Here is a 19,183-nt window from a genome sequence, read left to right as displayed (position 1 = left end):
CGCCGGGGGTGGTCCAAAACCCCCCCGGGGGCCCCCGCGCCGGCGCCCCGGGGGGCGCGGGCACCCCCCCCGGGGTGTTGGGGGGCGTTGGCCGGGGCGGGCGGGCGGCCCAACCCCCGGGCCCCCCCGGGCCGCCCTTTTTGCCGTCTATTCCTCGTCGTCCAGTTGCGTGGTGTTCACGCAATGCTGGTGCAGCTTGCCCAGGGCGGTGAACAAGACGCGGCGTTCCTCCGGGCTCAGCACCCGCAGCACGGCGGCCTGGCGCTGGCGGGCGATCGGAATGATCTGGTCGTGCAGGGCCTGGCCTTCGGGGGTGATGGTGCACAGCAGCTTCTTGCGCGGCGTGTGGCCTTCGGCGGCGATGGCCACCAGGCCACGCGATTCGAGCAGGCGCAGCGTGCGGCTGACCAGGGCCTTGTCGGTGGCCGAGGCCGTGACCAGTTGCGCGAAGGGCAGGGTGTGGGCGTGCGCCAGCACCGACAGCATGCGCCACTCGGTCACCGTGATCTGGAAGGCGTCCGCATAGGGCACGGTGATGGTGCGGCGCAGGGCGTTGCCCACGCGGCTCATGGTGGTGGTGAGGAAATGCTCGACGATCAGGCCGGTGCCGGCCTCGTCCAGGGTGTCCCAGGGGCAGGGCGTGGCAGGCGCAGGGGCGCGCAGGGGGCCGGTCGCGGGCGGGGTGTCGGTGCTCATGGGCGGAATTGTTCCACAGGGGGCGGTGCGGAGCATTTCAGGCCAACCGCCGGTCGCTTTTGTTGTTGATAAGTCAAATTTAAGTGTTTACCCTTAGTTGATGCATCAACAATAACTTTTATGATCGTCTGGCGTTTCGATCATGATGTGCCGTTTCATTTGTAAATCATTCAGAGCCCCAACTGAATGGGCATGCAAGGTTTCTGGCCCGCCGCTTGTTCCACCCACCTGGAGTTTTCGATGAAGTTTGACCGCCGACTGATCCTGTCCAGCGCCATCGCGGCCGCCTGTGCCACCGTGGCCCCCGCGGCCCTGGCCCAGGCCTATCCCACCAAGCCCATCACCGTGGTGGTGGCCTACCCCCCGGGCGGTGACACCGACGCCACCGCCCGCATGCTGGCCGAGAAGCTGTCGCAGCGCCTGAAGCAGACCGTGATCGTGGACAACAAGCCCGGCGCCGGCGGCACCCTGGGCAACTCGCTGGTGGGCCGCGCCCCGGCCGACGGCTACACCCTGCTGTTCACGCCCAACCCCTTCACCACCGCGCCCATGGTGATGAAGCTCTCGACCAGCGCGAGCTACGACGTGCTCAACGGTTTCGAGCCCATCATCAAGACCTCGACCCAGCCGCTGGTGCTGGTGGCCCACCCGGGCGTCGGCTTCAAGACCATCCCCGAGATGATCGCCGCCGCCAAGGGCGGCAAGCCCCTGACCTATGCCACGCCGGGTGCCGGCTCGCCCATGCACGTGGTGGCCGAATGGCTGAACCGCTCGGCCGGCGTCAAGATCACCCACGTGCCTTACCGTGGCGTGGGGCCATCGGTGGTGGACGTGGTGGCCGGCCACGTCAACACCGCCTGGGTCACGCTGGGCGCGGTGTCGCAGTACACCAGCAGCGGCCGCCTGGTGCCGCTGGCGATTGCCGACGCCAAGCGCTCGTCCCTGGCGCCCAACCTGCCCACCCTGGTGGAGCTGGGCCACAAGGACGTGGTGGTGGGCGCCTGGGCCGGCTTCTTCGCGCCCAAGGGCACGCCGGCCGACGTGGTCAAGCTGCTCAACGGCCATTTCAACGAGATCCTGAAGATGCCCGAGGTGGTGGAGAAGCTGGCCACCTTTGGCGCCTTGCCCGAGGGCGGCGCGCCCGAGGTGCTGCGCCGCACCAACGCCTCGGACTTCGAGGTGATGGGCAAGGTCATCAAGGAACTGGGCGTGACGGCTGATTGACCCCCCCTCCGCGCCGCGCTTGCAGCGCGTCACCCCCCAGGGGGCGGCACTGGCCGACCGGCGGAGCCGGATCGGCGGTGCCCCCGGCTGGGGAGCGCGGTTGGTGCATCGAGTACATCTCTTATGAACACATCCACACTGGGGCGTGACACCCCGCAGGTCAACCACCGGGCCAAGGTGCAAGGCCAGGCCTTGTACGCGGGCGACCTCAAGCTGCCCGGCATGTTGCATGGCAAGGTGCTGCGCAGCCCGTATCCGCACGCGCGCATCGTGCGCATCGACACCCGTGCGGCGCTGGCGCTGCCCGGCGTCAAGGCGGTGCTGACGGGGGCCGACGCGCCGCGCGCTATGTGGGGCGTGCATCAAAAGGAGCGCCGCATCCTGGCCGAGGGCGTGGTGCGCTTCGCCGGAGAGGAAGTGGTCGCCGTGGCCGCCAGCACCGACGAGATCGCCCGCGACGCGTTGGACCTGATCGAGATCGAGTACGAGGAGCTGCCCGCCATCCTCACGCCCGAGGAGGCGCTGGACGAGGCCGCCCCTGGCATCCACCCCGGCCGCAACAACATCGCCCACGAGATCCGCTTCCACCGGGGCGACGTGGACGCCGGCTTTGCCTCGGCCGATCTGGTGCACGAGGCCACCTACACCACCCATTCGCAGTACCCGGGCTACCTGGAGCCCATGGCCAGCGTCGCCCGCATCGACGCCAGCGGCCGGCTGGAGGTCTGGACCTCCACCCATTCGGCCTCGCTGGCCCGCGTGCGCCTGGCGGGTGCGCTGGAACTGCCCGTGTCGCAGGTGCGGGTGCACCAGGCCACCACCGGCGGCGGCTTCGGCGGCAAGATGGTGGAGGACGCCAACAACCTGATCGCCGGCCTGCTGGCGCTCAAGACACGGCGCCCGGTGCGCCTGGTCAACAACCGGCTGGAGGACTTCCTGGCCGCGCCGTCCAGCGTGCCCGAGCACATCACCCTCAAGCTGGGCATGAAGCGCGACGGCCAGATCGTCGCCAAGGAGGTGCGCATCGTCGCCGACTGCGGCGCCTACTGCGGCCTGGCGCCCGAGGTCATGCACGTGAGCGCCATGCGCAGCGACAACATGCACCGCAACCCCAACGTGCGCTCGCACGCCACGCTGGTCTACACGCACATGCCGGTGCATGGCGCCTTCCGGGGTTTTGGCGGCACGCAGATGCTGTTCGCGCTCAACAGCCACATCGACACCATGGCCCGCCGGCTCGGTCTGGACCCGGTCGCCATCCACAAACTCAACGCCATCGGCGCCGGCGAGACCTCGGTCCACGGCTGGGAGATCGGCAGCACCGGCCTGCGGGACTGCATAGACCAGTGCACCGAAGCCGTGGGCTGGGCCGCTCACCGCGCCGCCCCGCGTGACGCGGTGAAGGGAAGCAAACGCCGTGGGCTGGGCATGGCTGCGGCCATGCACGTGAGCGGCAACCGCACCATCGGCAACTGGGACGGTTCCACCGTGGTGGTGCAGCTCAACGAGGACGGCCGTGTCTTCATCCACAGCGGCGAGGCCGACGTGGGGCAGGGCGCCATGACCATGCTGAGCCAGATCGTGGCCCACGAGCTGGACCTGCCGCTGGACCACATGCACGTGGTCCCGCCCGATACCGACCACTCGCCCATCGCCATCGGCGCGCTGGCCTCGCGCACCACCATCGCGGCGGGCAACGCCGCCCTGGCGGCCGCCCGCGCGGCCCGCGACAAGCTGCTGGCGCTGGCGGCCGAGGAGCTGCAGCTGCCGGTGGACCAGCTGGAACTGCGGGCCGGTGCCGTGTGCGTGGCCGCCGACCCCGACCGGCAACTGCCCGTGGCCCAGCTGGCGCGCCTGCACGTGTGGCGCCACGGCGGCGAAGGCCTGCGCGCCAGCGGCAGCTGGGACGCCCGGACCCGCATGCACGACGACCAGGTCTACGGCAACATCGCCCCGGCCTATTCCTTCGCCGCCCAGGCCGTGGAGGTCGAGGTGGACACCGAAACCGGCCAGGTGAGCGTGCTGCGCAGCGTGGTCAGCGACGACTGCGGCAAGGCCCTCAACCCCATGGCCATCCATGGCCAGAGCAACGGCGCGGTGGCCCAGGCCATCGGCTGGACGCTGTACGAGCACCTGCAGGTGGAGGGCGGGCGCATGGTCAACGGCAACTTCGCCGACTACACCATGCCCACCGCCGACGCCCTGCCCATGCTGGAGAGCGGCATCGTCGAATCGATGGACCCCAACGGCCCCTACGGCGCCAAGGGTGCCAGCGAGACCGCCATCCTGCCCGGCGCGCCGGCCATCGCCAACGCGGTGTTCGACGCCGTGGGCGTGCGCATCACCGACCTGCCCATCACCCCCGAAAAGGTGCTGGCCGCGCTGCGGCAAGCCCGTGCCCAGGAGGGCACCCACCATGCGTGACTTTGATTTCCTGGAGCCGACGACGGTGGCCGAGGCCAGCCGCATGCTGGCCGACCTCGGCGAGGACTGCCGCGCCATGGCCGGCGGCACGGCGCTGATGCTGGCCATGCGCCAGCGCATGCTGGTGCCCAGCCACATCGTGTCGCTGGCCCGCATCCCGGGCCTGCGTGGGGTCGACTTCGATGCCGCTCAGGGCCTGCGCATCGGCGCCCTGTCCCGCCACAGCGACGTCGGCCGCAGCGAGGCCGTGCTGCGCCACTACCCCATGCTGGCGGCCATGGCCGCGCAGATGGCCAACCCGCAGGTGCGCCACCAGGGCACCGTGGGCGGCAACCTCTGCTACGCCGACCCCGCCACCGACCCGCCCAGCTGCCTGATGGCGCTGGACGCCAGCGTGGTGCTGGGCAGCACGCGCGGCGAACGGGTGCTGCCCATCGCCGACTTCCTGGTCGACTACTACGTGACCGCGCTGGAGCCCGACGAACTGGTGCTGGAGATCCGCGTGCCGCCGCCCGCGCCGGAACACGCCGGCCTCTACACCCGGCACCTGCGCACCGCGGCCGAGCACCGTCCCCTGGTCAACGTGGCCCTGGCCACGCGGCGCCAGGGCGTGACCTGCCTGGACGCGCGCCTGGTGGTCGGCGCCTCCACGCCGGTGCCCGGGCGCGTGGCCCGTGCCGAGGACTTTCTGCGCGGGCGGGCCATCACGCCGGCCGTGGCCGCCGAGGCCGCCGACATCGTGGCGGCCGACATCGATCCCCTGAACGACCAGCGCGGCAGCGCCGACTACCGGCGCGACATGGTGCGCGTGGTCGCCCGCCGCAGCATCGCCCGGCTGTTCGGCCTGGCCGAGCACTGAAGGACATCCCATGAGCCAACACAAGATAGACCTCACGGTCAACGGCGAAGCCGTCAGCATGGAGGTGCCAGCGCGCCGCATGCTGTCGGACTTCCTGCGCGACGACCTGCACCTGACCGGCACCAAGCGCGGCTGCGAGACCGGCACCTGCGGCGCCTGCTCGGTGCTGGTCGACGGCGAGGTGGTCAAGTCCTGCCTGTCGCTGGCGGTGCAGGCCCGGGGCTGCAGCATCACCACGGTCGAGGGCCTGGGGCAGGGCGGTGTGCTGCACCCGCTGCAGGAGAGCTTCATGCAGTGCGGCGGCCTGCAGTGCGGCTATTGCACGCCCGGCTTCCTGATGAGCTCCTGCGCGCTGCTGGCGCGCCAACCCCGTCCCACCGAGGCCGAGGTGCGCCATGGCCTCAGTGGCAACCTGTGCCGTTGCACCGGCTACACCCAGATCGTTGAGTCCGTGTTGAACGCGGCGGAGAAAATGCATGGAAATTGAAAAAACCTTGAGCGTGGCCGCACCGGCCGCCACCGTGTGGGCCCTGCTGCTCGATCCCCAGGTGATGGGCGGCTGCGTGCCCGGCATGCAGTCCATCGACGTGATCAGCGACGTGGAATACGTCTCGGTGATCCACGTCAAGATCGCCTTCGTGAGCGCGAAATTCAAGCTGCGCACCACCATCGTCGAGCAGCGCGCGCCGCACTACCTGCGCACCGAGGGCACGGGCGAGGACGCCTCGGTGGCCAGTTCGCTCAAGCAGCAAAGCGAGATTTTCCTGACCGAAGGGCCCGACGGCCAGACCGAGCTGCGCATCAAGGTCACGGTGGACGTGCTGGGCCGCCTGGGCACCTTCGGTCTGAGCGTGATGAAAACCAAGGCCGACCGCATGTGGGACGAGTTCAGTCAAAACCTCCTGGCCCGGCTCAACGGCAGCGTGGCGGCAGCGCCCGCTGCGGGGGTGGCACCCGTGGACACACCAGCGACCGCCACACCCACGGCACCCACGGCACCCACGGCGGCCGCGCCAGCCCCCAACGTGGCGCCACCACCGGCCGCGCCCACGGCGGTCCAGGTCAACGGCAGCGCCGTGGACACCCGGCAGCTCGAACAACCGGGCTGGCTGGCCCGCCTGCTGGGCGCCGGCGCCCGGCCCGCTGCGGGTCCGTTCATCCATGTCGAGGTGCGCCGCGCCGACGGTGTGGTGACGGTGGACTGGCCGCTGGCCGCCGTGGCCGAATGCCGCGCCTGGCTGCGTGAAGTGGTGCGGTGAAGGCCGTTTCAGCTGCCAACGGATGTTGTGGCGGGCCAGGGCCTGTCAACCCCATTCGCACTGGAAAAAAACAGTGTTGACAGGCCCTAACATGGCGACTTGTTATTTACACAAGGAATCGCCCATGTTGTCTGCACTCAAGCGGCTGGTGTTTGTTCTGTTGCTGGCGGCCACCGCCAGCGCCCACGCCAGCTCCGGCAAATACCAGGACTGGTGGTGGGACCCAGCCAAGAGCGGCATGGGCTTCAACATCGGCCACCAGGAAAACACGCTGTTCGTCATGTGGTTCCTCTACGGTGACGACGGCAAGGCAACCTTCCTGCAACTGGCGGGCAACCTCAGTGGCGACCAGCTCTCGGGCACGCTCTACCGCACGGCAGGTCCGGCACCCGGCCCGTCCTTCAACCCCGCCAACGTGTCCGCCACGGCGGTGGGCAGTGCATCGATCACCTTCAGCGCCAGCAATGCCGCGCTCTTCACCTACAGCTTCGAAGGCAAGAGCGGCACCATCAGCCTGCAACGCTACACCTTCGCCAACGTCGACCTGAGCGGCGTGCGCCCCTACGCGGCCACGGGCACGCTGTCGTCCTGCCAATCCTCGTCCAACAACGGCAGCTACGACACCGGCGGCTATTTGAGCGCCACCAAGAGCGGCAGCAGCTACAGCTTCACCCAGCAAAGCCTGGACGGCATGACCTGCAACTACACCGTGCCGCTGTCGCAGAAGGGCTCCATCCTTGGCGGCTCCGGGAACTTCAGCTGCAGCGGCGGGCTGGCCGGCACCATCGAGATCTCGGACCTGCGCAAGGTCGACGATTTCATCAACATGGAATACACCATGCGGTACTCGACCGGGGAAAGCTGCGTCGACCGCGGCAAGCTGGCCGCCGCGGACTGAAGCGCCGTTGAACCACCAGCGTGCCACGGTGCGATGCCGTGGCGGCGGTGGGCTTCTGCTGTAAATTCCCGGCACCACGTCAGAGGAGTCGAATGCAGGTCCTGGCCTTCATCCAAGAGACAAGCTCGCCAGGCCCGATCCTGGCGGGCAGCCACTCCATGGCGATGGTGGCCCTGTCGCTGGCCATCGCCGTGCTGGCGGCCCATGCCAGCCTGGACCATTCGCGCCTGATGCGCATGGCATCGACGCCGATGTGGCGGTACCTGTGGCATGCCAGCGGCGCGCTCGCCATGGGGCTGGGGGTCTGGGCCATGCATTTCACCGGCATGATGGCGCTGGAGCTGCCGGTGCGGGTGAACTACCACGTTGGCCTGACGCTGTGGTCCATCCTGCCGGCGGTGGCCGCCGCCGCCATCACGCTGCAGGTGGTGGCGTCCCGGCGCCAGCGCTGGCCGGCCATCCTGCTGGGGGGCACGCTGATGGGCCTGGGCATCGGTGCCATGCACTACATCGGCATGGCCGCCATGGTGATGCCGGCGCGGCGCTTCTACCAACCCGGCCTGTTCGTGTCGTCCATCGTGCTGGCGGTGTTGCTGGCCGTGGTCTCGCTGGCCATCCGGCCCTGGCTGCTGGCCCGCATGCAGCGGCGCACCCTGGCGGCGCTGCTGAGTTCGGCGGTCATGGGGGGCGCGGTGGCCAGCATGCACTATGTGGCCATGCAGGCCACGGTCTACCTCCCCGCCACCGGCACGGTGGGGGCCCCGGGCGCGGTGATGGGCAAGGAAACCCTGGGTTTGCTGGCCGTGGCGGTGGCGGTGGCCATCCTGCTGATCGCCACCGTGGCCGTGGGCATGACCGCCCGGCTGTTGTCGGCCGAGCAGGCGATCCAGGTGTCGGCGCAGCGGGCGCAAATGATCTCGGATCGCCTGCAGCAGATCGCCGAGCGCGTGCCCGGGCTGGTCTACCAGTTCCGGCTCGGCCCCGACGGCGGTTTTTCCTTCCCCTATGCCAGCGAAGCGATCCGCGACATCTTCGACCTCAGCCCGGATGAAGCCCGGCGCGACGCATTGCCGGCCCTGGCCCAGGTCCATGCGGATGAACGGGACGCGGTGCTGGACTCGATCCACGCGTCGGCCCGCACGCTCCAGGTCTGGAGCATCGAATTCCGGCTGATGCGGCCCGACGGCGGGGTGCGCTGGGTGCATGGCAACGCCACGCCGCAGCGCGACGGGGCGGCCGTGGTCTGGAGCGGCTTCATCACCGACATCACGGAACGCAAGCGGGCCGAGGCGACCATCGAACGGCTGGCCTACCACGACCCGCTGACCCAGGTGTTCAACCGCAGCAAGGTCCGGCAGTTGCTCGAGGAGGCCTGCCGCCAGCATGGCCTGGTGCCCCATGGCCATGCCTTGCTGGTGATCGATTTCGACCGGTTCCGGCAGCTCAACGACACCCTGGGCCATGGGGCCGGCGACCGCCTGCTGGCCCAGGCCGGCCAACGCCTGCTGCACCCACCGGTGCCGGGCTGCCACGTGGGACGGCTCAGCGGCGATGAGTTCGTCGTCCTGTGCACGCGGCTGCCACAAGAGACGGCGATGGCGGCCCCTTTGGCGCTGCAGCTGGCCACGGATGTGCTGGCGCGCCTGAGCCCACCCTATGACCTGGGTGGGCACCTGCATGGCTGCACGCTGAGCGTCGGCGTGAGCGTGCTGGACGACGAGACCGTGGCGGCCGAGGTCCCCGCCGAGGAGTGGCTCAAGCGGGCCGAGGTCGCCGTGGCACACGCCAAGCGCGGACGCGGCGACGGTGTGTGCCTGTTCGACCCGCAGATGGACGCCGGCATGCGGCGGCGCTTTGCGCTGGAACGCGCCTTGCGCGACGCCCTGACGGCCGAACCGTCGCAACTGAGCCTGCACTACCAGCCGCAGGTGGGCGCGGACAACGCGGTGATCGGGGTCGAGGCGCTGCTGCGCTGGCACCACCCCGAACACGGGCAGGTGTCACCGGCCGAGTTCATCCCGCTGGCCGAGGAAACCGGGCACATCGAGGCGCTGGGCGACTGGGTGCTGCAACAGGCCTGCCGCCAGCTGCATCGGTGGCAGGCGCCCGGTGCCGACCCGGCCCTGCGTGGCCTGCGCATCTCGGTCAACGTCAGCGCGCGCCAGTTCTACCAGCCGGATTTCGTGGACAAGCTCCGGGTGCTGCTCGACACCCATCCGATCGACCACAGGCTGCTGATGCTGGAGCTGACGGAAAGCCTGGTGCTGGCCGACCTGGACGATGCGGTGGCCCGCATGCGGCAGATCAAGGCCATGGGCCTGCGTTTCTCGATGGACGATTTCGGCACCGGCTACTCGTCGCTGTCCTACCTGTCCAAGCTGCCCTTCGACGAGGTCAAGATCGACCAGTCGTTCGTGAAGCAGGGAGCGGATGGCCAGCGCCGGCGCGAATGGGTGATCGTCGAGGCCATCATCGGCATCGCCCAGAAGTTCGGCATCGAACTTCTGGCAGAAGGGGTGGAAGAGGAAGCGCAGCGCGCCCTGTTGGCGCAAAGCGGCTGCCACAACTGCCAGGGCTACCTGTTTGCCAGGCCGGCGCCGGTGGACCGCTTCGAGACCTGGCTGCGCTCGCGCCCGCTTATTGCGGGCCCAGGCCCTTGATCAGCGCGCCCAGCGCGTCCATTTCATCGGGCTTGAGGTCGGTCAGCGGCGCGCGCACCGGGCCAGCGGAGTGGCCCATCAGCGCGGCGCCGGCCTTGACGATGCTCACGGCATATCCCTGGCCCTTGTTGCGGATGTCCAGGTAGGGCATGAAGAACTGCTTGAGCAGGCGGTGCTGGGTGGCGTGGTCGTCGGTGCGCACGGCTTCGTAGAAATCCATCGCCGTCCTGGGAATGAAGTTGAACACCGCCGACGAGTAAACGGGCGTGCCCAGCGCCTTGTAGGCGGCGGCATAGACCTCGGCCGTGGGCAGGCCACCCAGGTAGGCGAAGCGGTCGCCCATGGCCAGGTAAATGGACATCATGGCCTCGATGTCGCCGACACCGTCCTTGAACCCGATCAGGTTGGGGCAGCGCTTGGCCAGGGTGGTCAGCGACTCGGGGGTGAGCCGGCAGACGTTGCGGTTGTAGACGATGACACCGAACTTCACGCTCTTGCAGACCGCCTCGACGTGGGCGATCAGGCCTTCCTGACCGGCTTCGGTCAGGTAGTGCGGCAGCAGCAGCACGCCGTGGGCGCCCTGGCGCTCGGCTTCCTGGGCGCACTGAATGGCGAAGCGGGTGGGGCCGCCAGCGCCGGCGATGATGGGCACCTTGCCGGCGCAGGTCTGCACCGCCGTCTTGATGATGGCCGGGTATTCGTCGCCGGTCAGCGAAAAGAACTCGCCCGTGCCGCCGGCGGCGAACAGCGCGCTGGCGCCGTAGGGGGCCAGCCATTCGAGGCGGCTGGCATAGCCCTTCGCATCGAATTCGCCGTTGGCGTCGAAGTCGGTCAGCGGGAAGGACAGCAGGCCGCTGGACATGATGGTCTTGAGTTCTTGGGGCGTGATGTTCACGGTGTTTTCCTTGCGGGTGAAATATGAGGAGAAGGCGCCAGCAAATGGCACTTATTTGGACAGCACCAGGTTGGGCAGCCAGAGCGAGAACGCGGGCACGTAGGTGACGAGCAGCAGGGTCGCGCCCAGCGCGCCATAAAACGGGCCGATGGTGCGCATCACCTGCCCGACCGATATCTCGCCGATCGCACAGCCGACAAACTGCACCGAGCCCACCGGCGGGGTGTTCAGACCCAGCGCGCAGTTGATCAGCATGACGATCCCGAACTGCATCGGGTCCATGCCGAAATGCATGGCGATGGGCATGAAGATGGGCGTGCAGATCAGGATGGTGGCCGCCATGTCCAGGAAGGTGCCCAGCACGAACAGCAGCAGGTTGATCAGCAGGAAGATGACCCAAGGGCTGGTGGAGATGGACTGCATCAGTTCGCCGGTCTTCTGCGGGACCTCGTACAGCGCCATGAAGTAACCGAAGGCACTGGAGATGCCGATCAACAGCAGCACCACGCCGGTGGTCTTGCAGGCCTTGGCGCAGGCTTTCATGAAGTTGTGCCAACTCAGGCTGCGGTAGACGAACACCGTGACGAGCAGGGCCCAGGCCACGGCAATCGACGCCGACTCGGTGGCGGTGAACACGCCCGAGAGGATGCCGCCCAGGATGATGACCACCACGAACAGGCCGGGCAGGGCGGCCAGGAAGGCGCTCAGCACCATGGCCCAGCCAGGGAATTGGCCATGCACCGGGTAGCCGCGCTTGACCGCCACGTAGTAGGCCGCCGCGAGGTTGCACAGCGTGAGGATGATGGCCGGAATCAGGCCCGCCAGGATCAGGCCCAACACGCTGACCGAGGCGATGCCCGCAGTGGCCAGCGTGAAGATGATCAGGTTGTGCGAGGTGGGCATGATGGCGCCGACCAGGGCCGCATGGGTGGTCACGTTGACCGCGTAGTCGGCGTCGTAGCCTTCCTTCTTCATCAGCGGAATCATCACCGACCCGATGGCCGACACGTCGGCCAGCGGCGAGCCGGCGATGCCGCCAAAAATGGTGCAGCCCAGCACGTTGCTCATGCCCAGGCCGCCGCGCACGTGGCCTACCAGGCTGTTGGCGAAGCGCACGATGCGGTCGGCGATGCCACCGTAGAGCATGAGCTCACCGGCGAACACGAAGAAGGGAATGGCCAGGAAGCTGAAAACCTGCATGCCGCCCACCATCTTCTGGAAGACGATGGCAATGGGCAGGCCGGCCGCGATGATGGTGGCGACCGACGACAGGCCGATGGCGAAGGCGACCGGCACGCCCAGCAACAGCAGGACGGTGAAACTCGCCGCGAGTATGGTCAGTTCCATGAGGGCTCCACATGGGTGCCGCGCAGCAGGGCGACGACGTGTTCGATGGAAAACAGCACGATCAGGCTGCCGGCGATGACGATGGGCACGTAGTCGATGCCATCTGGCACCGGCAACATGGGTTTTTTCTCAGCCCATTTGGCGGTCGCCCACTGCCAGCCACTGGTGGTCATGAGGACGCCGAAGCTGCCCACCAGCAGGTGGATCAGGATCTCGATGCGGTGTTGCCACGCCTCAGGCAGCAGACCGACGAGCGACTCGAGGCCGATGTGGCCGGCGTCGCGCACGCCAACCGCCAGCCCAAAGGCGGTGACGAACAGCACCAGCAGCATGGCCAGTGCTTCGGCCCAGGTGGGGGTGTCGTTGAAGATGTAGCGACCGATGACCTGCCACTGCACGCAGAGCACGACCGCGATCAGACCGATCACGGCCAGCATCAGGCTCAGCTTGGACATGGCCGCGCAGAATTTGCTGAACATATGGGATTCCTTGGTGCCCGCGCGGTCACCGCATGGTGCCGCGCGAACACGGACCGGCCCCAGAACGGGGACGGCAATGAAGGGGACTGGCCGACGCTTACTTGGTGTCTTGCACCGCCTTGACCAGGCGCTTCATGTCGGGCGTGGTCATGAACTTGTCGTACACCGGGCCCATGACGGCCTGGAAGGAGGCCTTGTCCACGTCGACGATCTGGGCGCCGCCGGCCTTCACGCTGGCGAGCGACTTGCCTTCCTGCTCGTCCCATTTCTGGCGCTGGAACGCCACCGATTCCTTGGCCGCCACGCGGAACAGGTCCTGGTCGGCCTTGGACAGCTTGTCCCAGACCACCTTGGACATCAGCAGCATCTCGGGTGCCATCGAGTGCTCGGTCTTGGAATAGACCTTGACGGCTTCGAAGTGCTTGGCGGTGTCGAACGAGGGGATGTTGTTCTCGGCCGCATCGATCAGCCCGGTCTTGAGGCCGGTGTAGACCTCGCCATAGGGCATGGGCGTGGCGTTGGCACCCATGGCGCCCACCAGGGCCACCCACAGGTCGGACTGCTGCACGCGGATCTTCAGGCCCTTGGCGTCGGCCACGGTCTTGATCGGCTTCTTGGCGTAGATGGAGCGGGCACCGCTGTCATAGAAGGCCAGGCCAACGAAGCCGGCCGACTCGCAACTCTTGAGGATTTCCTCGCCCACTGGGCCGTCCAGGCTCTTGCGCATGTGGTCGACGGAGCGGAACAGGAAGGGCATGGTCGGCACCTGCGTGAGCGGGCAGACGCTGTTCATCGGGCTGATGTTCACACGCGTCATCTCCAGCGCACCGATCTTGAGCTGGTCGATGGTCTCTTTCTCGGTGCCCAGGGCGCCCTTGTTGAAGACCTTGATTTTGTATTTGCCGCCGCTGCGCTTGTCGAGCAGCTCACTCATATGCTTGACGGCCACCACGGTGGGGTAGTCGTCGGCGTTGTGGATGTCGGCCGAGCGGAATTCGGCGGCCTGCGCGGTCAGGCCGGCCAGGGCCAGCAGGCTGACAAGCAGGGTGGGCAGTGTTTTCATGGTGTCTCCGTTGTGGTTGGGTGAATCGTTGAGGTGGGGGAGGGGGCCAGTCGGACCTCAGGTCCGGCAGGCAGGCTCTTCCAGGCCCCTCACGCCTGGATGGAGGGCGAACACGCCACCGGCCAGCGGCTGGTCCGACAGGTCGATGCCGTCGGGCCGGATGGAAGTGACGAACAGGGTGTCAAAGCCGGCGCCGCCGAAGGCGCACATGGCCGGCTTTTTGACCGGCACCGGCAGCGAACGATCGAGCCGGCCATCGGGTGTGAAACGGTGCACCAGGCCGGCGTCGTTGCCGCAGATCCAGTAGCAGCCGTCGGCGTCGACCGCCGCGCCATCGGGACGGCCGGGCAGGGGTTTCATGTCGACGAACAGGCGCCGGTTGTGCGGCGTGCCGGTGTCGGTGTCGTAGTCAAAGGCCCAGATGGCCTGCACCGTGGGGTGGGAGTCCGACAGGTACATGGTGCGGCCGTCGGGGCTGAAGCCCAATCCGTTGGGGGTGATGAAGCCGTCCAGCATTTCACGCAGGCCGTCGGCCGCGCTGTAGCGGTAGAGCTTGCCCACGGGCGCGGCCGCCGCCATGTCCATCAACATGGTGCCGGCCCAGAAGCGGCCTTGGCGATCGCAACGGCCATCATTGAAGCGCATGCCTGCGCGCGCATGGGCCACCTCGGCCAGGCGGTGTGCGGCGAGCTTGTCGTCGTCCTGCGCGCTCAGCTGGAACAGGCCCGACTGCATGCCGGCCACCCAAGCCTGTCCATCGGCCGAATGCGCCATGCAGGCCAGCATCTCGTCGCCCTGCCAGTGGCTCAGGGCGCCGGCCTGCCAGCGCCACAAGCGCCCGGTGGGGATGTCCGCCCAATACAAAGCCTGTTCGCTCGCGACCCAGACCGGACTTTCACCGGTGCCACAGCGGGTGTCGGCGATGAGTTCGGCTTGCATCACTGCTCGAACGGACCGGCCTTGACGAAGGCCCCGCCCTGGTAGATGGCGGCCGGATCGCTCAGATCGGGCGCGCTGGTGCGGGCGTAGACGGCGTCGCGGAACACGTCGGAGCTGTCTTGCGGCCGGTAGCCCACGTGTTTGGCGCGGCTGTTGTCCCACCAGGTGACCGCGTTGTCGGACACCCCAAAGATGATGGAATGGCCCAGCACCGGCGTGTCCAGGCAGGCGCTGATGAGGCGGTGCAGGTCGTCGTAGCTCAGCCAGGTGGCGAGCATGCGGCGGTCCTTGGGCTCGGGGAAGGACGAACCGATGCGCACACAGGCCGTCTCGATGCCGTAGCGGTCGAAATAGAAACGCGACAAGTCCTCACCGAAGGCCTTGCTGATGCCGTAGAGGCCATCCGGGCGGGGAGGGTGGTCGGCGGTGATGGTGTCGCACTGGCGGTAGAAGCCGGTCACGTGGTTGGAGCTGGCGAACACCACGCGGCGCACGCCGTGTTTGCGCGCGGCCTCGTACAGGTTGTAGGCGCCGACGATGTTGGCCTGCAGGATGGGGGCAAACGGCCCCTCGACCGAATAGCCGCCCAGGTGCACGATGGCGCTCACGCCGGCCACCGCGCGGTCCACCGCCTGGGCATCACCCAGGTCGGCCTGCATGACTTCTTCACCATCTTCCGCGGCGCCCACATCGTTCAGGTCGGACAGGCGCAACACCTTGCAGTTGGCCTTGAGCCGGGTGCGCAGGGCTTTGCCGAGAGCGCCGGCGGCGCCGGTGAGCAGCAGTTTGTCGTGGATCTGAAGAGGCATGGTGTCGGTCGCGTGTGCGTTGAAATGTCGTGAAAGCGGTGGGCCAGTGGTGGAAGTCCTTGGACTTTGTTGGCGGCTTTGCTACAGTGTTTCTTGTGGGTTGTCGGTCATACGTTGTCTGACAACTGGATTTTGAGAAAATGAAGCCTTCTTGTCAAGGACGTTTGCATGGAACTGATGAAAACCCTGATGCCAGGCGAGGCGGCCAAGCCTTCGGGGGCGACGCGCGCCCGGCGTCCGCGCGGGCTGGTGCCTGAAATCGTGGCACAGCTGCAACAGGACATGCGTGATGGTCGCCTGGTCCCCGGCGACAAGCTTCCGACCGAATCGGCCCTGATGGAGCGATTCGAGGTCAGCCGCACGGTGGTGCGTGAGGCCATTTCACGGCTGCAGGCATCGGGCGCGGTCGAAACACGCCACGGCATCGGTACATTCGTGGTGGAGGCTCCCGAGGCTGGCACTTTCCGCATCGCGGCCGAGGACTTCGCCACCGTGGCCGATGTCATCTCGGTGCTGGAGCTGCGCATCAGCCTGGAGACCGAGGCCGCGGGTCTGGCCGCGCAGCGCCGCAGCCCGTTGAACCTGCAGGCCATGCAGGAGGCGCTGGACAACTTCGAGGCTTCGATCCGCGAGGATTCGGACGCCGTGCCATCGGACTTCCAGTTCCACATGGAAGTGGCCCGTGCCACCGGCAACCGGCACTTCGAGGACCTGATGACCTACCTGGGCACCATGATCATCCCGCGCACCCGCATCAAGACCGCACAGCACGCGTCCGAAGGCCGACTGGCCTACCTGCAGCGCGTGCACGCAGAGCACCAGAGCATCTTCGTCGCGATCCGCGACCAGCAGTCCGACCTGGCCCGTGCCGCCATGCGGACCCACCTGAGCAACAGCCGGGAACGGCTGCGGCGGTCACAGGCCCAGTCGGGCTGACGCCTGCCGCCGGTTGCTCAGCGGCGCCCGCGCTTTTGCTCGCGCAGCATGAAGAGATAGAGACTTTCCACCTTGGCGCGCGCCCAGGGCGTCTTGCGCAAGAAGGCCAGGCTGGACTTGACGCTGGGGTCGATGGCAAAACAGCGGATGGGAATCTGCTCGCTCAGGCGAAACCAGCCATAGTGTGCTTCGAGCGCCACCAGCATGGCTTCGAGGGTGATGCCATGCAAGGGGTTGCGCGCCTGCGTGGCGGGTTGCGCGGCTGGCGGTTGGCCATCGTCGGCGGGGGCGTTGGGGTCGACCATGGGTGGACTGTAACCGCAGTCATCCGCTCCATAATATTCTACGATGTATATTATGTTAAATATAAACAAGGGCATGAGGATCTCATGTGTCCCCGAAGACCAACTCTCAAACGGGTCAAGGGCCCGCTACCAACGTCCCTTGGGCGCGCGCGCGCGTATCGCGGCGGCCACCCGCTCGGCTTCGGTGGGTCGGCCGGCCCGGTGGGCAAAATCAACCGCGGTCAGTCCTTGGTCGTTTTTCAACGTCGGGTCGGCACCGCCGTCCAGCAGGATGGGCACGACTTTGGCGTTGCCGTACATGGCGGCCAGCATCAGCGGCGTCGAGCCGTTGGGCGACACCGCATCGATGTAGGCGTGGTGTTCCAGCATCAGTTCCACCAGGGCCGGCGCCGTGGCGACGTCGGCCGTGGCGGCGTAATGCAACGGTGTCCAGCCGGGCTTGTTGACGTGCGCGCCACGCCGTATGAGCGCCTGCGCCTGCGGCAGGTGGCCCTTGAGGGCCGCCATCATCAGCGCGCTTTCGTCCTTGGCGTTGCGCGCCTCCACGTCCACGTCGGGCCGATCGATCAGGAAATCCGCCACCTTGAGTGAACCGGCACGCAAGGCAAGCCACAGGGGCGGCTCGAACTTGTCGTTGCGGGTGTTCAGATCGAAACCTCGGGCCGCCAGCGCCTGGAGGACTTGCGGAGAATCCGAGGCGATGGCGCGAAAGAAGTCGTCGAACGAGTTGGCCCCGGCCTCCCCCATCCAGACGGAAACGGCAGCCGCACCCAACGCGTGCAACAGGGTCCGGCGAGCAAAAAAGGGGCCCCTTTTCAGGGGCCCCTCGATGTCTGGGGACAGACAGGCTGGCATCAGGTCAATCCTCGACGAAAGCCTCTTCGCGTTTCTTCTTGATCGACGGCGACAGCACGACGATCAGCAGCAGCAGCGCGGCGGCCAGCAGGCTGGCGGACAGCGGCCGGGTGACAAACACCGACCAGTCACCGCGCGACAGCAGCAGGCTGCGCCGCAGGTTCTCTTCCATCATCGGGCCAAGGATGAAGCCCAGCAGCAAGGGAGCCGGTTCACACCCCAGCTTGATGAACAGGTAGCCGATGAAGCCAAAGGCACCGACCAGCCAGACGTCGAAGGTGTTGTTGTTGGTGGAGTACACACCGATGGCGCAGAACAGCACGATGGCCGGGAACAGCCAGCGGTAGGGCACGGTCAGCAGCTTGATCCACATGCCGATCAGCGGCAGGTTCAGAATCACCAGCATGGCGTTGCCGATCCACATCGAGGCGATCAGGCCCCAGAACAGCTCGGGGTTGCTGGTCATCACCTGGGGGCCAGGCTGGATGTTGTGGATGGTCATCGCACCCACCATCAGGGCCATCACGGCGTTGGGCGGAATACCCAGGGTCAGCAGCGGAATGAAGGAGGTCTGGGCACCGGCGTTGTTGGCCGATTCCGGCGCGGCCACGCCGCGGATGTTGCCTTGGCCGAAGGGCACTTCGCCCGGGCGCAGCTTGGTCTTCTTCTCGATGGTATAGGCGGCAAAAGCGGCCAGCAGCGCACCACCACCGGGCAGGATGCCCAGGGCCGAGCCCAGGGCCGTGCCGCGCAGCACGGCGGGAATCATGTTGCGGAAGTCTTCGCCCGTGGGGAAGATGCCGGTCACCTTGCCGGTGAAGACTTCGCGGTCTTCTGCGGGTTGCGACAGGTTGCTCACGATTTCACCGTAGCCAAACACACCCATGGCGATCACGATGAAGTTGATGCCGTCGGTCAGTTCGGGGATGCCGAAGCTGTAGCGTGCCACGCCCGAGTTCACGTCGGTACCGACCAGGCCCAGCAGCAGGCCCAGCACGATCATGGCCACCGCCTTGAGCAGCGAACCCGAGGCCAGCACCACGGCACCGATCAGGCCCAGCACCATCAGCGAGAAGTACTCGGCGGGACCGAACTTGAAGGCCACTTCGGTCAGCGGCGGCGCGAAGGCGGCCAGGATCAGCGTGCCCACGCAGCCCGCGAAGAAGGAACCCAGGCCGGCCGCGGCCAGCGCGGGCCCCGCCCTGCCCTTGCGCGCCATCTGATAGCCGTCGATCACGGTCACCACCGACGACGATTCGCCCGGCAGGTTGACCAGGATGGCGGTGGTCGAGCCACCATACTGGGCACCGTAGTAGATGCCGCCGAGCATGATCAGCGCGGCCACCGGGGGCAGCGCGTAGGTGGCGGGCAGCAGCATGGCGATGGTGGCGACCGGGCCGATGCCGGGCAACACACCGATCAGCGTGCCCAGCAGGCAGCCGATGAAGGCATAGATCAGGTTCTGGAAGGTGAAGGCAACGCCAAACCCCAGCGCCAGGTTGTTGAACAGTTCCATCTGTGTCTCTTTGAATCTG

The 19,183-nt window shown here is 67.3% G+C and carries 18 protein-coding genes; 8 read left to right on the top strand and 10 right to left on the bottom strand.

Annotated features, from left to right (window positions below; genetic code table 11):
• Positions 1-147: 147 nt before the first annotated feature.
• Positions 148-696 (bottom strand): MarR family winged helix-turn-helix transcriptional regulator, encoded by a 549-nt coding sequence (locus tag AAHB17_RS02265; protein ID WP_342128810.1) that lies wholly within the window; start codon positions 694-696, stop codon positions 148-150.
• Positions 697-936: 240 nt separating this feature from the next.
• On the opposite strand from AAHB17_RS02265, the gene AAHB17_RS02260 reads away from it, so the two are divergent.
• The 7 genes from AAHB17_RS02260 to AAHB17_RS02230 all read left to right on the top strand — a co-directional run bounded on the left by AAHB17_RS02260 (position 937) and on the right by AAHB17_RS02230 (position 10,020).
• Positions 937-1,920, top strand: a complete 984-nt coding sequence (locus AAHB17_RS02260; protein ID WP_342128808.1) for a Bug family tripartite tricarboxylate transporter substrate binding protein — start codon at positions 937-939, stop codon at positions 1,918-1,920.
• A gap of 123 nt (positions 1,921-2,043) precedes the next feature.
• A complete protein-coding gene (locus AAHB17_RS02255; RefSeq protein WP_342128807.1) occupies positions 2,044-4,344 on the top strand; it encodes a xanthine dehydrogenase family protein molybdopterin-binding subunit in 2,301 nt (766 codons plus the stop codon).
• Positions 4,337-5,203 (top strand): FAD binding domain-containing protein, encoded by an 867-nt coding sequence (locus tag AAHB17_RS02250; protein WP_342128806.1) that lies wholly within the window; start codon positions 4,337-4,339, stop codon positions 5,201-5,203. The genes AAHB17_RS02255 and AAHB17_RS02250 overlap by 8 nt, the downstream gene beginning before the upstream one ends.
• A 10-nt stretch (positions 5,204-5,213) precedes the next feature.
• The gene (locus tag AAHB17_RS02245; protein ID WP_342128804.1) at positions 5,214-5,690 is read left to right on the top strand and encodes a (2Fe-2S)-binding protein; all 477 of its coding nucleotides are present in this window, start codon (positions 5,214-5,216) and stop codon (positions 5,688-5,690) included.
• Positions 5,680-6,462: a CoxG family protein gene (locus AAHB17_RS02240; RefSeq protein ID WP_342128802.1), complete on the top strand. Its 783-nt coding sequence runs from the start codon at positions 5,680-5,682 to the stop codon at positions 6,460-6,462. Before AAHB17_RS02245 ends, AAHB17_RS02240 begins: the two co-directional genes overlap by 11 nt.
• A gap of 124 nt (positions 6,463-6,586) precedes the next feature.
• Positions 6,587-7,360, top strand: a complete 774-nt coding sequence (locus AAHB17_RS02235) for a hypothetical protein (RefSeq protein ID WP_342128800.1) — start codon at positions 6,587-6,589, stop codon at positions 7,358-7,360.
• A 92-nt stretch (positions 7,361-7,452) separates the two neighbouring features.
• On the top strand, positions 7,453-10,020 hold the full coding sequence (locus tag AAHB17_RS02230; protein ID WP_342128798.1) for an EAL domain-containing protein: 2,568 nt from the start codon (positions 7,453-7,455) through the stop codon (positions 10,018-10,020).
• Here the strand turns inward: AAHB17_RS02230 and kdgD are convergent.
• The 6 genes from kdgD to AAHB17_RS02200 all read right to left on the bottom strand — a co-directional run bounded on the left by kdgD (position 9,998) and on the right by AAHB17_RS02200 (position 15,552).
• Complete coding sequence (gene kdgD / locus AAHB17_RS02225) at positions 9,998-10,909, bottom strand: 5-dehydro-4-deoxyglucarate dehydratase (RefSeq protein WP_342128823.1); 912 nt, start codon at positions 10,907-10,909, stop codon at positions 9,998-10,000. The two genes, AAHB17_RS02230 and kdgD, sit on opposite strands and share 23 nt — an antisense overlap.
• A 57-nt stretch (positions 10,910-10,966) precedes the next feature.
• A complete protein-coding gene (locus tag AAHB17_RS02220) occupies positions 10,967-12,262 on the bottom strand; it encodes a TRAP transporter large permease (protein ID WP_342128796.1) in 1,296 nt (431 codons plus the stop codon).
• Positions 12,253-12,741: a TRAP transporter small permease gene (locus tag AAHB17_RS02215; protein ID WP_342128794.1), complete on the bottom strand. Its 489-nt coding sequence runs from the start codon at positions 12,739-12,741 to the stop codon at positions 12,253-12,255. The genes AAHB17_RS02220 and AAHB17_RS02215 overlap by 10 nt, the downstream gene beginning before the upstream one ends.
• A 97-nt stretch (positions 12,742-12,838) precedes the next feature.
• Positions 12,839-13,804: a TRAP transporter substrate-binding protein gene (locus AAHB17_RS02210; RefSeq protein ID WP_342128792.1), complete on the bottom strand. Its 966-nt coding sequence runs from the start codon at positions 13,802-13,804 to the stop codon at positions 12,839-12,841.
• A 57-nt stretch (positions 13,805-13,861) separates the two neighbouring features.
• Entirely contained in the window at positions 13,862-14,743 is an 882-nt protein-coding gene (locus AAHB17_RS02205) for an SMP-30/gluconolactonase/LRE family protein (RefSeq protein WP_342128791.1), read from the bottom strand.
• On the bottom strand, positions 14,743-15,552 hold the full coding sequence (locus tag AAHB17_RS02200) for an NAD-dependent epimerase/dehydratase family protein (RefSeq protein WP_342128789.1): 810 nt from the start codon (positions 15,550-15,552) through the stop codon (positions 14,743-14,745). Before AAHB17_RS02200 ends, AAHB17_RS02205 begins: the two co-directional genes overlap by 1 nt.
• 177 nt (positions 15,553-15,729) lie before the next feature.
• On the opposite strand from AAHB17_RS02200, the gene AAHB17_RS02195 reads away from it, so the two are divergent.
• Positions 15,730-16,488, top strand: coding sequence for a FadR/GntR family transcriptional regulator (locus AAHB17_RS02195; RefSeq protein ID WP_342128821.1), 759 nt, complete (start codon positions 15,730-15,732; stop codon positions 16,486-16,488).
• Positions 16,489-16,505: 17 nt separating this feature from the next.
• Here the strand turns inward: AAHB17_RS02195 and AAHB17_RS02190 are convergent, their stop codons facing one another.
• From AAHB17_RS02190 to AAHB17_RS02180, 3 genes are all read right to left on the bottom strand, one after another.
• Positions 16,506-16,793, bottom strand: coding sequence for a VF530 family protein (locus AAHB17_RS02190; protein ID WP_342128788.1), 288 nt, complete (start codon positions 16,791-16,793; stop codon positions 16,506-16,508).
• Positions 16,794-16,919: 126 nt separating this feature from the next.
• Entirely contained in the window at positions 16,920-17,576 is a 657-nt protein-coding gene (locus AAHB17_RS02185) for an ankyrin repeat domain-containing protein (protein ID WP_342128787.1), read from the bottom strand.
• A gap of 76 nt (positions 17,577-17,652) precedes the next feature.
• Positions 17,653-19,164 (bottom strand): tripartite tricarboxylate transporter permease, encoded by a 1,512-nt coding sequence (locus tag AAHB17_RS02180; RefSeq protein WP_342128786.1) that lies wholly within the window; start codon positions 19,162-19,164, stop codon positions 17,653-17,655.
• Between the last annotated feature and the right edge of the window lie 19 nt (positions 19,165-19,183).

The sequence above is a fragment of the Hydrogenophaga sp. OTU3427 genome, assembly GCF_038440225.1.
In the GTDB taxonomy this organism is placed as follows: Bacteria; Pseudomonadota; Gammaproteobacteria; order Burkholderiales; family Burkholderiaceae_C; genus Hydrogenophaga.
Note: the sequence above shows the minus strand (reverse complement) of the source record. Positions and strands in the feature narration are given on the sequence as shown.

Excerpts from the sequence above, each read along its gene's own strand:
- AAHB17_RS02265 (WP_342128810.1), bottom strand. The coding sequence starts at position 696 with ATGAGCACCGACACCCCGCCCGCGACCGGCCCCCTGCGCGCCCCTGCG.
- AAHB17_RS02260 (WP_342128808.1), top strand. The coding sequence starts at position 937 with ATGAAGTTTGACCGCCGACTGATCCTGTCCAGCGCCATCGCGGCCGCC.
- AAHB17_RS02255 (WP_342128807.1), top strand. The coding sequence starts at position 2,044 with ATGAACACATCCACACTGGGGCGTGACACCCCGCAGGTCAACCACCGG.
- AAHB17_RS02250 (WP_342128806.1), top strand. The coding sequence starts at position 4,337 with ATGCGTGACTTTGATTTCCTGGAGCCGACGACGGTGGCCGAGGCCAGC.
- AAHB17_RS02245 (WP_342128804.1), top strand. The coding sequence starts at position 5,214 with ATGAGCCAACACAAGATAGACCTCACGGTCAACGGCGAAGCCGTCAGC.
- AAHB17_RS02240 (WP_342128802.1), top strand. The coding sequence starts at position 5,680 with ATGGAAATTGAAAAAACCTTGAGCGTGGCCGCACCGGCCGCCACCGTG.
- AAHB17_RS02235 (WP_342128800.1), top strand. The coding sequence starts at position 6,587 with ATGTTGTCTGCACTCAAGCGGCTGGTGTTTGTTCTGTTGCTGGCGGCC.
- AAHB17_RS02230 (WP_342128798.1), top strand. The coding sequence starts at position 7,453 with ATGCAGGTCCTGGCCTTCATCCAAGAGACAAGCTCGCCAGGCCCGATC.
- AAHB17_RS02220 (WP_342128796.1), bottom strand. The coding sequence starts at position 12,262 with ATGGAACTGACCATACTCGCGGCGAGTTTCACCGTCCTGCTGTTGCTG.
- AAHB17_RS02215 (WP_342128794.1), bottom strand. The coding sequence starts at position 12,741 with ATGTTCAGCAAATTCTGCGCGGCCATGTCCAAGCTGAGCCTGATGCTG.
- AAHB17_RS02210 (WP_342128792.1), bottom strand. The coding sequence starts at position 13,804 with ATGAAAACACTGCCCACCCTGCTTGTCAGCCTGCTGGCCCTGGCCGGC.
- AAHB17_RS02205 (WP_342128791.1), bottom strand. The coding sequence starts at position 14,743 with ATGCAAGCCGAACTCATCGCCGACACCCGCTGTGGCACCGGTGAAAGT.
- AAHB17_RS02200 (WP_342128789.1), bottom strand. The coding sequence starts at position 15,552 with ATGCCTCTTCAGATCCACGACAAACTGCTGCTCACCGGCGCCGCCGGC.
- AAHB17_RS02195 (WP_342128821.1), top strand. The coding sequence starts at position 15,730 with ATGAAAACCCTGATGCCAGGCGAGGCGGCCAAGCCTTCGGGGGCGACG.
- AAHB17_RS02190 (WP_342128788.1), bottom strand. The coding sequence starts at position 16,793 with ATGGTCGACCCCAACGCCCCCGCCGACGATGGCCAACCGCCAGCCGCG.
- AAHB17_RS02180 (WP_342128786.1), bottom strand. The coding sequence starts at position 19,164 with ATGGAACTGTTCAACAACCTGGCGCTGGGGTTTGGCGTTGCCTTCACC.